This window comes from Aquabacterium sp., from assembly GCF_049317225.1.
Taxonomy (GTDB): Bacteria; Pseudomonadota; Gammaproteobacteria; order Burkholderiales; family Burkholderiaceae_C; genus Aquabacterium.
Map to the genome: position 1 here is coordinate 21,363 of NZ_JBMOIR010000019.1, position 14,525 is coordinate 35,887.

The window sequence follows — 14,525 nt, forward strand, 5'->3', positions numbered from 1 at the left end:
TCGGTCGGGGCGGCGCTCACCAGTAGCGCTGCACGCCGAGCAGGCACGCGCGCTGGGTGCCGGCCTGTGCGCGGCGCGCCCATTCGCACCGCGCTTGCAGATTGGTCTGGGCATTCAGCGCCCAGCGGTGCGTCAGGTTCAGACCGGTTTCGGCGGGTTGGCCCATCACGCCGACGCGCGCATACCCTTCGAGTTGCATGCGCCAGTGCGCGGAGGCATCCCACAGCAGGCCCGTGGCCAGACCGGTGGCGATGCTCCAGTCGCGCGCAGGCAAGGCGTGGTCCAGCCAGAACTGGTTGTCCATGAACACATAGCCCAACGCGTGACCCGTGGTGCCCAGTTCGGTGCTCAGACCGGGTCCGCCATTGGCTTCGAAGGCCAAGGGAGCCGCTGTGTACGGTTGCCGTGCATCGGGTCCCCAGCTGCGCCGCCAGCCTGCCTTGACCCGCCACGAGCGGGCATCCAGGATCCCGTCAATCGGGCTGAGCGACTGGATCTCCACGGGCGTGAATCGATCCAGCCGCAGTCCCCGTTGGGCGCTGTAGGCCAGCTCCAAGCGGCCAAACTGGATCGCGGCGCCGCGTTGGTAGCCGGGTTCGGGATCCAGCAGGTCGTGGTAAGCCGGTCGCCACATCACGGACCAGACTTGTTCACCGCCGCGTTGCCCCGTCAGCAGGTCGATCCGGCCGGTGGCGTGCCCCTCGGTGGGGGGCGTGGGACGCGGGGGCATCACCGGCTCGGGTGCGCTGGGCAAGGCCGAACGGGCGATGAGCAGGCTCATGCGGCGCGCCTGAATGGCGGCTTCGGTGCTTTCGTTTTTGCTGCCTTCGTAGGCCACATAGCGCTCGGCAGTTTCCAGAATCAGAGAGCGGCGCAAGGGATCGGGTTCGCGCTCGCTCAGTTGGGTCGGCGTCAGTCGCTGGCTGGCCAGTTGTTTGGCCTCGGCGGTGCCTTTGGGGCCCAGGCGATGCGCCCGCTCGCGCAGTTCGGTGCTGTTGGCCGGTCTATAGCGCACCTGCTTCAGCAAACCCGGCGCCTGCAGCACGGCGCGAACCGTGTCGACCGGAATGGCCCACCACGTGAAGCGATCGGTCAGGTGCAGTTCGGGGCGGGCGGCGTCCAGCAGGGACAGCAGGTGGTACGAGCAGTTCTCGTCAAAGAAAAAATAGTCAAAGCGCGTGCTGCCCAATTCCCAGGTGTGCGCGAGCAGTCGCTCCATCTCGGTCGGGCTCAGGTTCAGCTCGTACTCCCAGATGTCGCGGTTTTCCAGGTCGTTGTAGTCTCGAATCCGGAGGTAGTACGGCGAGTTGGTGAACTGGCCTGGGTACAGGCCTGTCAGCCCTTTGAGGGCAAAGGCGAGGCCTTCGGCTTCGTTGCCATCGGCCGCATAGCTGATGGCATAGGACAGGAGCGGGTTGAAGCCCCCTTCCGAGGCGGGCGGATCCAGCCTCAGAAACGTGTGCCCGTACATCGAGGCGGGGGCATTGAGGTAGGCCGCCGGGAACACCAGCGTGGCTTGCCCAGCCTGCAGGCCTGCCCGCCAGGTCTCATAACGGGGGCAGGTGGGTGTGGGCAGCAGCGTGGGGTCGAAATGCAGTTGCTCGCTCAGCCAGGCATGTCGGGCGATGAAGCGGCAGGCGGCAGGCTGATCCAGCGCGAAGCGAGGCCGCGGGTCGAAAAAGGCGGCCAGGGTGGCGTCCAGTTCGGCAGCGGGCTGGTGGGCCCCGTCGGGGGCCGTGAAAAAGCCCGGATCGTCAGCCAGACTGCGATCTCGTCCAGTGAGAGGGTGCACCCGCATGTGCAGCAAGGTCCGCCACATGGGGTGCTGCGCGAGATGCTGCGCACGTGCCTGCGCTTGCAAGGTGTGCAGATAGGCCTGTTGTGCGGGCGGCAGAGCCGGTGCGGGCCACGCGGTGTCCGAAGCGGACGCTGTGGCAGACAAAAGGGCGGTGGCCAGCGGCCACACGGCACGCCAGAGGCCTTGCGCCAGAGAGCGGACAAACTGCATGTCGGGCATGAGTGCGTATGCCCGACCAGGGCCGGGCATACGGGGGGAAGGGATAGCCGCATCCAGCGGCTAAGCCTGAACGACGCGGTGCGTCCTCAGATGCGTGTGGCGTACACGGCCAGACGGTCGTTGGCGGCCAGGACCGACTTCAGGTTGGCAGCCACGTGCTCGTCACCGAAGACCACGGCAAACTCGTTCTTCAGGGTTGCTGCGAACAGGGCGCGGTCGGCCTTGTCAACGCCCATCACCACGGCCAGCGCGTCCAGGTTTTCACCTTGGCCGGCGGCGGCGTCACGGGCCAGGGCCACGCGGTTGCCGTCGATGAACATGGCTGTCTTCCAGCTGGAGGACACCACGCCATCCTGGGTACAGCCCGAGGTGCCGAAAGTAATGCCGAAGGTCTGGTTGCCCGAGGTGCCGTTGGTGGTAGCAGCCAGCACTTGAGGGGCAATGCCCGATTGGCCCTGGAAGACCTTGGAACCCCAGCCGCAAGAGCCGACGTTGTTTTGAGCGGCCATCGAGGAGCCGGCGGCAGCCAGCAGTGCCAGCGCAAAGAACTTCTTCATGGAATCCTCCTGATTCGGAACCGATGCTGCGCCGACCGGTGCGCAATCAGGGCCGATATGGCCCATGGGTCGTTCGCATCGACTGGCTCATTCTAGGATCGGATGGGCATGTGATGCCAAGCGTGCCATGTCCGGTGTCGTGGTCCGGGAACACGCTTTCGGGTGACTTGACGTGAAACAGGGATCTTCGAGCTCGGGTTGATCCCTTCTCGTGCAACGTGCTAAAGTGGTCCCCATGCAGATGGTGAGCTTTTATTTTTGCTTCTTTCATCTCCCGCCCCAAACCGGCGCAGGAGTGGCAGTCGCTTAAGCGAACCACCCAGATCCTGAAAACCGCCGGTTGATCCCGGCGGTTTTTTTTCGACATCTCGACCGACCCGCAACAGGAAGCCTCATGACCGCCAAATCCAGCGCCGCAGCCGGCTGGGTCCAGCCCGCCGACCGTACCTCCGAGACCGACGATGCCCGCATCAAGAAGGTCACCACCCTGCCTGCGCCCGACGCACTGATCCGCTTCTTCCCGATCCGCGGCACCGCAGTCGAGTCGCTGGTGGCGGACACCCGCAAGGCCATTCGCAAGATCATCAACGGCAAGGATGACCGCCTGCTGGTCATCATCGGCCCCTGCTCCATCCACGATCCCGCTGCGGCCATCGAGTACGCCCGCAAGCTGCTGCCCCTGCGCGAGCAGTACAAGGACACGCTGGAAGTGGTCATGCGCGTGTACTTCGAAAAGCCCCGTACCACGGTGGGCTGGAAGGGTCTGATCAACGATCCGTACATGGACGAGTCGTACAAGATCGACGAAGGCCTGCGCATCGCGCGCCAGCTGCTGCTGGAAATCAACCGTCTGGGCATGCCTGCCGCCAGCGAGTTCCTCGACGTGATCTCGCCCCAGTACATCGGCGACCTGATTTCCTGGGGCGCCATTGGTGCGCGCACCACCGAAAGCCAGGTTCACCGTGAACTGGCCTCGGGCATCTCGGCGCCCATCGGCTTCAAGAATGGCACCGACGGCAACATCAAGATCGCGACCGACGCCATCCAGTCGGCTTCGCGTCCTCACCACTTCCTGTCTGTTCACAAGAATGGCCAGGTGGCCATCGTTGAAACAGCCGGCAACCCCGACTGTCACGTCATCCTGCGTGGTGGCAAGGCCCCCAACTATGACGCGGCCAGCGTGGAAGCCGCCTGTAAGGACCTGGAGGCCGCCAAGCTGCATCCTTCTCTGATGGTGGACTTCTCGCACGCCAACAGCTCCAAGCAACACGAGCGTCAGGTCGTGGTGGCCAAGGACATCGCCGAGCAGGTCTCGGGTGGTTCGGACAAGGTGTTCGGCGTGATGGTGGAAAGCCACCTGTGCGCAGGCGCCCAGAAGTTCACGCCGGGCAAGGACGATCCGGCCAAGCTGGCTTACGGTCTGTCGATCACCGATGCCTGCATCGGCTGGGACGACTCCGAGCAAGTGCTGGACATCCTGTCCAGCGCGGTGAAGGCCCGTCGCGCACGCTGAACGGCACGACCTCTTCGCGTTGAATGCCCCCTCTCATGGGGGAGTGAGGGCTGATCCGGATGGGTCGGCCCTTTATCTTGGGGGGTAGGCCGGGGATACTTGTGCCTGAATCTCACTGTCCCCCATGACTTCCTCTGCGCTTCGTTTCCTGTTGATTGATGACCACGCACTGTTTCGCACCGGCTTGTCGCTGATGCTGGCAGAGCGGTGGCCGCATGCGGCCTGTCAGCATGCAGGGACGTGGGCAGAGGTGCAGCGCCTGCTGGCGGATGAGGCGCAGCCGGCGCCAGATTTGGTTTTGCTGGATGTGAACCTGCCTGATGGCCGTGCCGTGGAGCATTTGCCGGAGCTCATCGCACGGTGGCCCCACTCGCCGGTGCTGCTCATGTCTGGTCAAGTGAACGAAGCCGATGTGGACACGGCGCGGGCGCATGGCGCCGCCGGGTTTCTCTCCAAGACGGCCTCGGCACACGAGATCGTCGCAGCGGTTCAGCGCGCCTGTGAAGGCAGTGGTGCGGTGTTTGATGCCTGGACGTCCCCGTACACCGCGCCCCACGTGTCGGGCCAAACTTTGTCGGTCGCCGAGGTGCGGCCGTCTTACGGAGACGACGGCTCGCTTCAACTGGATGCGCGTCAACTGGACATCTTGCGCTACTTGGGGCGTAACACCCCCAATAAAGCCATCGCACGGCAGCTGGGCTTGAGCGAGGATCAGGTCCGGGTCACGGTCTCGTGGCTCACGGAGGCTTTGAACGCCAGCAGCCGCTTGCAGGCGTATGAAATGGCCCTCGCACGCGGCCTGTTGCGTTCATGAACCGTCTGTCAGCGTTGTGGCGTGAGGCGTGGCGATTTGCACCGCCTCGCATGCTGACTGAGCAAATGGCCCTGCTCGATCGCAACATCACGACGGCATTGCTGGGCTCCATGTTGGCGGCCTTGATCACCGCCTTGGCATTTCGTTTTGCCGTCGGCAATGACGATGTGTGGTGGTGGGCGCTCGTGACCTGCGCGCTGGGGACGGCTGGTTTGTTGGCGCGGCGTGGCTTGCCACACCCGCGTGCAGCCAACGGGGCGCTGAAATATGCGCAAGCGATGCGTGTGGTGTGGCTCTTCAACGGGGGGGCCTGGGGCGTGGCGGCACTGCTGTTCATCAATGCCGCAGAGCCCTCGTCCATCAACATCCTGGTGGGGGTGACGGCGGGCATGGGGTCTGCTGCCGTCGCGGTGTTCGGGCCGAACTGGCCCATGGCCGTGGTGTATTGGCTCTCCTGTTTGCCCCCTCTGGTGTGGGCGCTGCTGCGCACGGGCGATCCCTTCGGCATCATGATGGGCTTGGCCGCCGCCCTCTACCTGGTCGTCATGCTGGTGTACGCGTATCACACGTCACGCATGGGGCGTCGGGCCATTGACCTGTACTTCGAAAACGAAGGACTGGTTCAGCGCTTGCGCGATCAGACCCAGCGCGCGCTCGAGGCACGGCAACTGGCGGAAGAGGCACAGTTGGAGGCCGAAGAGGCCAACCGGGCCAAGACGCTCTTTCTGGCTTCGGCCAGTCATGACCTGCGCCAGCCCTTGCATGCGGCCAGCCTGTTTCTGGGGTCGTTGGCGCGCTCGGGCCTGAATGCCCGGCAGATGCAGTTGCTGGACCACATTCAGTCGTCCACGGCAGCGGCCAGCGACATGCTCAACACCTTGATGAATTTCTCCAAGGTGGATGCCGGCGTGATCCAGTCGCACCCACAACGCTTTGCGCTCCAGCCTTTGTTCCACAAGCTGGAGCGTGAGTTGGCGCCCTGGGCCGCCCAAAAGGGGTTGGCGTTCCGGCTGCGGGATACCGGGCTGGTGCTGTTCGCCGATCCGGGCCTGGTGGAGCTCATCTTGCGCAACCTGCTGCTCAACGCCATTCGCTACACCGAGCGGGGCGGGGTCCTCCTCGGGTGCCGTGTCCGCGCGGGTCGCGCCGTGGTCGAGGTCTGGGATACCGGCATCGGCATTGCACCTGCGGCGCACCACGCCATCTTTCGAGAGTTTCACCAGTTGGGCAACCCGGAGCGCGATCGCCGCAAGGGGCTGGGCTTGGGGCTGGCCATCGTCGAGGGTCTGGCGCGCGCCATGAGTGTGGATGTGGATCTGGCATCCAGGCCTGGATACGGATCGGTTTTTCGGCTGACCTTGCCCATCAGCGAGGTGGTCACCGGGGCGGCCAAGGCCACCGATCCGACAGGGTCGGCCGCCAGTGGCTTGACGGGCTTCAGGGTGCTGCTGATCGAAGACGATACCGCGGTGCGCGAAGCCATGGTGGATCTGATGGCGCAATGGGGGGTATGTTGCGAGGCGGTCGGGACGCCGCAGGCCGCGCTGGACATGCTGGCTTGGTTCAACCCGGACGCCGTGTTGGCCGATTACCGCTTGTGTGGTCACTGGACGGGGCTGCGTGCCGTGCTGGCCATCCGTGAGCGACTGGATCGGAGTGTGCCGGCCGCATTGATCACGGGCGACACTTCTTTTGCACGCTTGCAAGAAGCCAGCGAGGCAGGCTTGGGGATCTTGCACAAGCCTGTGTCGGCCGATCGGCTGCAAGCCCTATTGCGTGACCTGGTGCATGCTGCGCGGTGTACCTGGACCGGTGGCGTGGCTGCGAACGAGCGCCTGTGAGGCTGTGTGACGTCAGTCAGCGAGGGGGGCGGGGCCGGATCGGCCACGCAGCATCCACAGCAGGCTGACAGCGAGGGCGGCCAACCAGAGACCCTGGCCGCGCACACCCAGATGATCCAGAGCCCAGCCACTCACGATGGGGCCCAGGGCGCCCCCGGCGGTGTAGCCTGCGATCATGGCGGACGTGCCGGCCAAGGCCGACGATTCGGCGAAATCGTGTGCCACACAGATCATGCTCAAGGTGTAGAGGGCGCCACCCACGGCACCCCACAGGCCTGCACACAGCCAGATGAGCGAGGGCCAGGTCGTTGCTTGCGTAAAGGCCAGCGCACTGAGCGTCAGCAACGCGGCGCCCGCCACAAACAGGCGCTTGACCGGGAAGTGATCGGCCAGCCATCCCAATGGGTATTGCAGCGCGAAGCTACCCAAGCCCAGTGCGCCGGCAATCGAGGTGGCCCCAGCCAGATCCAGCCCGATCTGCGAGCCGTACGCCGTGGTGATTGACCCGAGTCCCACCTCGTGAACGCCGCCCACCACCGCCGCCCAGGCCAGTACGGGACGGAAACGCCATGCTTGCCACAAGCCCATGTGCGCGCGGTCCTCGTGCATGGCCTTGAGGTGACTGACAGAACTGTGCATGGTCAAGACCAGTCCCAACGCCAAGCCCAGGCAGGCCAAGCCATTGGCCTGCCGGGAGTCCAGTGCCAGCAGGCTGGGTACAAAAGGCCCCAGGGCCATGCCGCCGCCGAGCAGGGCCTGATAGAAGCCTGTGAGCCGCCCACGGTGACTGGCGGGCACGTTGTGGGCGACCAGGGCTTCGGTGGCGTTCCATGCCGCACCTGCGCCCAAGCCGGCCATCAGGCCAAAGGCGCACCAGGCGAGATAGTGGTCCGTCAACAGGTAGCCCAGGCTGGCCATGATTTCCAGCAGCAGACCTGCACGGTAGGCCTGCCCGACGCCCACACTTGCGAACAGGCGAGGCACCCATGGCACCAGGATGGCGACACTGATGAACGGCAGCGTGGCGAAGAGGCCAATGGCCGTGTTGCTGGCGCCGGTCGTTTGCAACCGCACGGCCAACACCGGGTTGAGCAAGCTGAAACTCAGCACCACCATGGCGGTGCCCAGTATGACGCGCCACAGCCCGGGTGGCAAAGAAGGCAGGTGCGCGCGCGTCAACTCAGTTCAACCAGCCTTTGCGGCGGAAATACCAGAAGGGCGTCACGATGGACAACACCATCAGCCCGAGCGCGAACGGGTAGCCCCACTCCTGACTCAACTCGGGCATGTGCTGGAAGTTCATCCCATAGATGCTGGCGATCAGCGTGGGGGGCAGCAGGGCCACCGAGGCCACCGAGAAGATCTTGATGATCTTGTTCTGGTTGATGTTGATGAAACCGACGGTTGCATCCATCAGGAAGTTGATCTTGTCGAACAGGAAGGCCGTGTGGCTGTCGAGCGAGTCGATGTCGCGCAAGATCTGACGGGCTTCTTCAAACTGGTCAGCATTGAGCATGCGTGCCCGCATCATGAAGCTCACTGCACGGCGTGTGTCCATCACGTTGCGCCGAATGCGGCCGTTCAAGTCTTCCTGGCGGGCGATGGCGGCCAGGGCTTCGGCGGCGGCCTGGTCGTTGACCTCGTCTTTCAGCACGCGGTGGCTGACTTTTTCCAGGTCGTCGTAAATGCCTTCCAGCGTGTCGGCCGAGTATTCCGCATCGGCGTCATACAGCTTGAGCAGCACGTCCTTGGCATCTTCAATCAGCGCTGGAATGCGGCGTGCCCGCATGCGCAGCAGGCGGAACACGGGCAGGTCTTCCTTGTGCACCGAAAACAGCACGTTGTCATGCAGGATGAAGGCCACGCGGACGTTGCGCGGGGTTTCATCGTCGTCGATCAAGAAGTCGGAGCGGATGTGGATGGCGCCGTCTTCTTCATAGAAGCGAGCGGACTCTTCCAGGTCGTCGTCGATGATGTCGGCTGGGATGACCAGGCCGAACTTGACGGCGATCCAGCTCTTCTCCTCGGGGGTGGGATCTTCCAGATCGACCCAGACCGGACGCGCGGGCGTCAGTTCGTCGAGGCTGTCAATTTCTTCTTGAAACAGCCGGCCGTTGGCCAGCGTGAATACGTTGAGCATGGGCACTCCAGCATGCAGGCCCCCCGTCGCTCAAAGAACGGGTGCGCCCACAGTGTCAAGGGATGAGGTGGTAATGGTTGCCGCCCCCTCCCGCAGTGGCCCTGCTGAACCCGGTGCAATCAGGCAGACGGGTTGGGCCGCACGCTGCACCTTGCAAACCATGGTGGGCAAGGCGTCACGTGGCTGGAGTGGGCGGTCACCGATGGGGACTGTCCAAGGTGATGGCTCCAAAATGCCGACACAGGCCGGCGAATGCGCCATTATGGCGCGCCGACCCTGGGCGTGGCGTGACAAGGCTGTCAAAAAGTCGAGCTTTTTCAGGCCTGTCGCAACGGTGTATGGTTGCGGCCATGGCTATTCCTGCATCTCGTCTGGACCTCAATTTGTTTCGCGTGATGGATGCCGTGTACGAGCACGGCGGCATCTCGGGCGCAGCGCGGCATTTGCATCTCAGTCAGCCGGCTGTCAGTCATGCGCTGGCTCGCCTGCGTCGTCTGTGGGGTGACCCGCTGTTCATCCGTCAAGGTAACCAGATGGTGCCGACCGAGTTGACTCGGCGGGTGATTGGCGAGGTTCAGGCGCATTTGCGTGGCTTGCATGGCCTGATGGCGCAAGCCGATGTGTTTGATCCTGCCACGCTAGACATGACCTTGCGGGTCGGTTTGCGTGACGTGCTGGAAGCCATTGCCTTGCCGCCCTTGGTGGCGCGCTTGATGCAAGATGCCCCTAAGGTTCGACTGAGCAGCGTGCGGGTACCGCATGACGCGCTGGAGCGGTCGCTCACGTTGGGCGAGGTGGACCTGGTCATCGATCGCCAACGTCGCGTGGCGGGTCGGATTCAGGGCGTTCAACTGGCCGATGACGCCTTGGCGGTGTTGATGCGCGCGGATCATCCGCTGGCGCAACAGCCTTTGACCTTGGACGACTATTTTGCGCACCAGCACGTGATGGTGGCTTTGCAGCCCGACCGCCCGGATCCTTTGCAAGCGGTGTGGGCGAGGCTGGGGCGTGGCGAGCGTCGCGTCATCCTGCGGTGTCAGCATTACTACGCCGCGGCCCGCGTGGTCGCGGCCAGCGATGTGTTGTTGACCTTGCCGCGCACCTATGCCGAGGGGCTGACCCGCGCTTTACCCTTGACCTTGCATGAACTGCCGGCCGATGTGCCTCCCATGGGCATTTGGATGTATTGGCACGCGGACCGGACGGACGATCCCGTCCACCGCTGGATGCGTGAAGGGGTGGGGGCCGCGGCCCGTGAGGCTATGCATGCGGTACATAGCTTTTGATAAAAATTCATCATTTGATGCACAGCTTGCGCAGGCGTAGGATCCCTGTCATTCCTTCAGGAGACAACCATGGATTTCAAGCCCAGTGACCGTGCCGCCCAGACCGCCCAGCGCGTGCGTGCTTTCATCAAGGAGCATATTGAGCCGATTGAGGCCGACCACTGGTCCGGCATCCTGGCGCAACGCCACGGTGGTGACTGGACGCAATGGAAGATTCCTCCCCGTGTGGAAGAGCTGAAGGCCAAGGCCAAGGCCGAGGGCCTGTGGAACCTGTTCCTGCCGGATCCCGAACTGGGTGCAGGCCTGAGCGTGCTGGAGTACGCCTTCAGTGCCGAAGAAACGGGCCGTTCGATGATGGCCCCCGAGATCTTCAACTGCAACGCCCCCGACTCCGGCAACATGGAAGTGCTGTGGAAGTACGGCAATGCCGAGCAGAAGGAGCAGTGGCTCAAGCCTTTGTTGGCCGGCGACATTCGGTCGGTGTTCTTCATGACCGAGCCGGATGTGGCCTCGTCAGACGCCACGAACATGGCTGCCACGGCTGTGATCGACGGCGATCACATCGTGCTCAACGGCAAGAAGTGGTGGTCGTCTGGCGTGGGTGACCCGCGTTGCAAGGTCGGCATCTTCATGGCCCTGACCCCGGATGAAAGCAAGGACCGTCACCATCAGCACTCGATGGTGCTGGTGCCGATGGATGCGCCCGGCGTCGAGATCAAGCGCATGCTGCCCGTGTTCGGTGAGTATGACGAGCCGCACGGGCACGGTGAAGTGCACTTCCACAATGTGCGTGTGCCCATTGGCAACTTCATTTCGGGTCCGGGCCGCGGTTTCGAAATCGCGCAAGGTCGCTTGGGCCCGGGCCGCATTCACCATTGCATGCGCTGCATCGGCGCCGCAGAAAAGGCCTTGGAGTTGGCCATCAAGCGTGGTTTGGAGCGCACGGCGTTCCGCAAGCCCCTGATCGACTTGGGTGGTAACCGCGAGCGTCTGGCCGAGTGTCGCGTGGCCATCGACCAAGCCCGTTTGCTGACGCTGCAAGCGGCCTGGAAGATCGACACCCTGGGTGTCATGAGCGCCCTGACCGATGTGTCGGCCATCAAAGTGGTGGCGCCCACCATGTTGCAAAACGTGGTGGACTTTGCCATCCAGATTCACGGTGGTGCCGGGGTGTCGCACGACACCGCCTTGACCATGTTCTTCAATCAGGGCCGCTCGTTGCGTCTGGCCGATGGTCCGGATGAAGTGCACAAGGGCATGATCGCGCGCCTGGAACTGAAGAAGTACGGGGTCAAGCGCTGAGATGGGGGCCGTCTACCTTATTCGTCACGGCCAGGCTTCCTTCGGCAGCGAAAACTACGATGCCTTGTCCCCCGTTGGGCACGAGCAGGCCCGTGTGGTCGGGCGTGCCTTGTGGGCTCGGGGTGTGCAGCCCACGGCTGTGGTCAGCGGCACCATGCAGCGCCATCAGGAAACCGCTGCGGGCGCCTTGGCCGAGATGGGGGTGAATCTGCCGCTGCAGATTCATGCCGGGGTCAACGAGTTCGCACACGAGAACGTCATCGAAGTGGCCGAGCCCCGCTATGCGAGCAAGACCGTGATGATGAGCGAGATGGCTGCAGCGGGGGATCCCCGTCGCGCCTTTCAGAAGTTCTTCCAGGATGCTGTGACCCGCTGGGTGGGCGGCAACCATGATGATGAGTACGACGAGCCCTGGTCGGTTTTCAAGCTGCGATGTGTGTCAGCGCTGGAGGACCTGGTGGCCATGACGCCGGCCAAGGGGCACACTGTCGCGTTCACGTCGGGTGGCACCATCAGCGTGATGTGCGCGCACCTGCTGGGCTTGAGCGATGCACAAGCCTTCACGATCAACTGGACGCTGGCCAACGCCGGGGTGACGAAGATCGTGACCGGCCGGGACGGCCTGCATCTGGTTTCCATCAATGAACATGCTCACCTGGAAGGCGCAGAATCGTCCCTGCTGACCTTCCGCTGAACGTCGTGCCTGCTATAACGGCCGATGAACGCGGACTCGGTCCCGCTGAAATCGGCTGAAAGCATAAAACGACGGAGAGGCAGATGAGCAAACGCAGGTGGGCAGCTGGCGTGGTGCTGGCGCTGGTCGCGCTGGCTGGCTTGGGTGTGAGTCAGGCGTGGGCTCCGGATCGGTCGGTACAGGCGCTGTCGGCCCGTTGGGCGCCTGCGCCCTCGCGCTTCATCTCTGTGATGGACATGCAGGTGCACGTGCGTGACGAGGGCCCCCGCGATGACCCGCATCCTCTGGTCTTGCTGCATGGCACCTCCGCTTCGTTGCACACCTGGGATGGTTGGGTGAGTGCCTTGAAGGCGCAGCACCGTGTCATCCGCGTGGACATGCCGGGGTTTGGCTTGACGGGCCCCAATCCGACCAACGATTACCGCTTGCCCACGTATGCCGACTTCGTGATCGCCGTGCTGAATCAGTTGGGGGTGCAGCAGCCGGTGGTGCTAGGGGGCAACTCGTTTGGCGGTGAGGTGGCATGGAAGACGGCCGTGGATCACCCCACGCGCGTGAGCCGTCTGGTGTTGGTTGACTCTGCGGGGTATTACTTCGAGCCGCGCAGCATGCCCATTGGTTTCAAGCTCGCACGCATGCCTGCGCTCAAGCCCGTGATGGCGAAGCTGCTGCCTCGTGGCGCCATTGAATCCAGCGTCCGCAATGTGTATGGCGACCCCAGCAAGGTCACTACCGAGCTGGTCGACCGCTACTACGAGTTGACGTTGCGGGCGGGTAACCGTGCGGCCCTGTCTGAGCGTTTCACGCAAGCGCCGACGGGCCAGTATGCCGATCAGGTCAAAGAGGTGCGGCAGCCCACGCTGATTTTGTGGGGTGCGCAAGATCAACTGATTCCTCCTGACAATGCCCAGCGGTTCCAGCGCGACATTCCCGGCAGCCGACTGGTGATGTTCGAGGGCTTGGGCCACGTGCCCCACGAGGAAGATCCGGCGCGTACGGTCGCGGCCGTCCAGAGCTTTCTGGCGCAGCCGTGATGGCACCAAGGCCTCACTCGGGTTGAGGCTCGCTGTCGAAGTAGTACGTCGTGCGGGTGCGCGGCGACAGGTAGGCGTGCGCTTCCGGGCTCAACTGTTGCGGGCGCAAGGTCTTGCGAACCGACACGGCAGGCTCGTGCTCCAAGTCTAACAGCAGGGCTTCGGACTTCGGAATGGCCGGGTTGTAGACCAAGACCACCGGGCGCAGGGGCTTGCTGGTGTTCACCGATACCACCATGGCCAGACGGTCGTCGCTGAGTTCGACCACCGTGCCGGGTGGATACACGCCCATGCAGCGCACGAAGGTGCTCAAGGCCTTGCTGTCAAAGCGACTGCTCTGCTGCGAGAACAGCAGCGACAGGGCCTCATGCGGGGTCAAGGCCTGGTTCGGGTCGGCCGGGTTGCACAACTCATCGTAGGCGTTGACCAGGGCCACAATCCGTGAGGCGAGCGACATCTGTGCACCGGTCAGGCCAGACGGGTAGCCAGACCCATCCAGTCGCTCATGGTGTTGCAGGATGATGGGCAGGATGCCTGCAGGCAGTTCCAGTTTGCGGGCGATCTGAACACCGTACTCGCAGTGCATCTGCTTGAGCCGCAACTCAGCGCTGGTCAGGCCGTCATGTTTGCGCAGCAAAGCCGCGGGCAGTTCCAACTCGCCAATGTCATGGAACAGGGCGCCCAGGCCCACGGTACGGATCACCTCGGGCGGCGCCTGCATTTCCTTGGCCACCATCATGGACAGCAGGGTCACGTTCAATGCGTGGCTGTAGACCTCGTCACCACCAATGCGATCGGCCATCAGTTGAATGGACACGTCGGCGTCGACCAGCAGCAACTCCACCATGGAATACACCAGGTCGGTGGATGAGCGACGGACATCGCCCGGCATCGAAAACACATGCTGGTTGATGCTGCGAATGGTGCGGGTGGCGGCGACGAGCGCTTGCTCACAGGCGCTGGCCCGTGCGCGCTGCATGGCCAGCTTTTCCAGGTGCACACGGCGCATCAGCACATCCGCAGGGTCAACTCCAGTCTGGGATGTCGTGCTGGCTGCTGATGACTCTGTGACACTGGGCGGGGCTGCTTGCGGCACCGGCGGCAGCGGCTCCGTCTCGCTTTTATCGGGGGCGTAGCGGATGCGCGTCAACCCCAGGCTGCGGAGCGTGTCGATCTGACCTTGATTGCGGATGCGGAAGCTGGAGAAAGTGAACGGGTGCTGTGTCCAGGACAAATCCAGATGCACGTACAGCCCGATGCAGAGTTGCTCGGGCTGGATGTAAAGCGCATCGTTCAGTTCCTCAACGGCCATATTCAATTCAACGAA

Annotated in this window: 12 protein-coding genes; 7 read left to right on the forward strand and 5 right to left on the reverse strand. The window is 63.6% G+C overall.

The genetic code is table 11. The features are described from left to right. Positions 1–16 precede the first annotated feature (16 nt). A complete protein-coding gene (locus ACOYNB_RS11655; RefSeq protein ID WP_422839228.1) occupies positions 17–2,017 on the reverse strand; it encodes a DUF4105 domain-containing protein in 2,001 nt (666 codons plus the stop codon). 86 nt (positions 2,018–2,103) lie between these two features. Continuing rightward, positions 2,104–2,574 (reverse strand): DUF3015 family protein, encoded by a 471-nt coding sequence (locus tag ACOYNB_RS11660; RefSeq protein WP_422839229.1) that lies wholly within the window; start codon positions 2,572–2,574, stop codon positions 2,104–2,106. 394 nt (positions 2,575–2,968) lie between these two features. Here ACOYNB_RS11660 and ACOYNB_RS11665 point away from each other — a divergent pair, with 394 nt between their 5' ends. The 3 genes from ACOYNB_RS11665 (at position 2,969) to ACOYNB_RS11675 (ending at position 6,742) form a co-directional block, all read left to right on the forward strand. Beyond that, positions 2,969–4,087, forward strand: coding sequence for a 3-deoxy-7-phosphoheptulonate synthase (locus ACOYNB_RS11665; RefSeq protein ID WP_422839230.1), 1,119 nt, complete (start codon positions 2,969–2,971; stop codon positions 4,085–4,087). Positions 4,088–4,211: 124 nt separating this feature from the next. Further along, positions 4,212–4,901 (forward strand): response regulator, encoded by a 690-nt coding sequence (locus ACOYNB_RS11670; protein WP_422839231.1) that lies wholly within the window; start codon positions 4,212–4,214, stop codon positions 4,899–4,901. Then, on the forward strand, positions 4,898–6,742 hold the full coding sequence (locus ACOYNB_RS11675; RefSeq protein ID WP_422839232.1) for a hybrid sensor histidine kinase/response regulator: 1,845 nt from the start codon (positions 4,898–4,900) through the stop codon (positions 6,740–6,742). Before ACOYNB_RS11670 ends, ACOYNB_RS11675 begins: the two co-directional genes overlap by 4 nt. Positions 6,743–6,754: 12 nt before the next feature. On the opposite strand, the gene ACOYNB_RS11680 is transcribed toward ACOYNB_RS11675, so the two are convergent. Then, a complete protein-coding gene (locus ACOYNB_RS11680; protein ID WP_422839233.1) occupies positions 6,755–7,921 on the reverse strand; it encodes an MFS transporter in 1,167 nt (388 codons plus the stop codon). Position 7,922: 1 nt separating this feature from the next. Next, a complete protein-coding gene (gene corA, locus ACOYNB_RS11685) occupies positions 7,923–8,882 on the reverse strand; it encodes a magnesium/cobalt transporter CorA (RefSeq protein WP_374257021.1) in 960 nt (319 codons plus the stop codon). Between the two features lie 356 nt (positions 8,883–9,238). On the opposite strand from corA, the gene ACOYNB_RS11690 reads away from it, so the two are divergent. The 4 genes from ACOYNB_RS11690 (at position 9,239) to ACOYNB_RS11705 (ending at position 13,198) form a co-directional block, all read left to right on the forward strand. Next, the gene (locus ACOYNB_RS11690) at positions 9,239–10,168 is read left to right on the forward strand and encodes a LysR family transcriptional regulator (protein ID WP_422839253.1); all 930 of its coding nucleotides are present in this window, start codon (positions 9,239–9,241) and stop codon (positions 10,166–10,168) included. A gap of 69 nt (positions 10,169–10,237) precedes the next feature. Continuing rightward, positions 10,238–11,470 (forward strand): acyl-CoA dehydrogenase family protein, encoded by a 1,233-nt coding sequence (locus ACOYNB_RS11695; RefSeq protein WP_422839234.1) that lies wholly within the window; start codon positions 10,238–10,240, stop codon positions 11,468–11,470. A gap of 1 nt (position 11,471) precedes the next feature. Next, complete coding sequence (locus ACOYNB_RS11700; RefSeq protein ID WP_422839235.1) at positions 11,472–12,164, forward strand: histidine phosphatase family protein; 693 nt, start codon at positions 11,472–11,474, stop codon at positions 12,162–12,164. An 83-nt stretch (positions 12,165–12,247) separates the two neighbouring features. Beyond that, on the forward strand, positions 12,248–13,198 hold the full coding sequence (locus ACOYNB_RS11705; protein WP_422839236.1) for an alpha/beta fold hydrolase: 951 nt from the start codon (positions 12,248–12,250) through the stop codon (positions 13,196–13,198). A gap of 13 nt (positions 13,199–13,211) precedes the next feature. Here the strand turns inward: ACOYNB_RS11705 and ACOYNB_RS11710 are convergent, their stop codons facing one another. After that, positions 13,212–14,510 (reverse strand): HD-GYP domain-containing protein, encoded by a 1,299-nt coding sequence (locus ACOYNB_RS11710; protein ID WP_422839237.1) that lies wholly within the window; start codon positions 14,508–14,510, stop codon positions 13,212–13,214. Positions 14,511–14,525 lie beyond the last annotated feature (15 nt).

Excerpts from the sequence above, each read along its gene's own strand:
- ACOYNB_RS11655 (WP_422839228.1), bottom strand. The coding sequence starts at position 2,017 with ATGCCCGACATGCAGTTTGTCCGCTCTCTGGCGCAAGGCCTCTGGCGT.
- ACOYNB_RS11660 (WP_422839229.1), bottom strand. The coding sequence starts at position 2,574 with ATGAAGAAGTTCTTTGCGCTGGCACTGCTGGCTGCCGCCGGCTCCTCG.
- ACOYNB_RS11665 (WP_422839230.1), top strand. The coding sequence starts at position 2,969 with ATGACCGCCAAATCCAGCGCCGCAGCCGGCTGGGTCCAGCCCGCCGAC.
- ACOYNB_RS11670 (WP_422839231.1), top strand. The coding sequence starts at position 4,212 with ATGACTTCCTCTGCGCTTCGTTTCCTGTTGATTGATGACCACGCACTG.
- ACOYNB_RS11675 (WP_422839232.1), top strand. The coding sequence starts at position 4,898 with ATGAACCGTCTGTCAGCGTTGTGGCGTGAGGCGTGGCGATTTGCACCG.
- corA (WP_374257021.1), bottom strand. The coding sequence starts at position 8,882 with ATGCTCAACGTATTCACGCTGGCCAACGGCCGGCTGTTTCAAGAAGAA.
- ACOYNB_RS11695 (WP_422839234.1), top strand. The coding sequence starts at position 10,238 with ATGGATTTCAAGCCCAGTGACCGTGCCGCCCAGACCGCCCAGCGCGTG.
- ACOYNB_RS11700 (WP_422839235.1), top strand. The coding sequence starts at position 11,472 with ATGGGGGCCGTCTACCTTATTCGTCACGGCCAGGCTTCCTTCGGCAGC.
- ACOYNB_RS11705 (WP_422839236.1), top strand. The coding sequence starts at position 12,248 with ATGAGCAAACGCAGGTGGGCAGCTGGCGTGGTGCTGGCGCTGGTCGCG.
- ACOYNB_RS11710 (WP_422839237.1), bottom strand. The coding sequence starts at position 14,510 with ATGGCCGTTGAGGAACTGAACGATGCGCTTTACATCCAGCCCGAGCAA.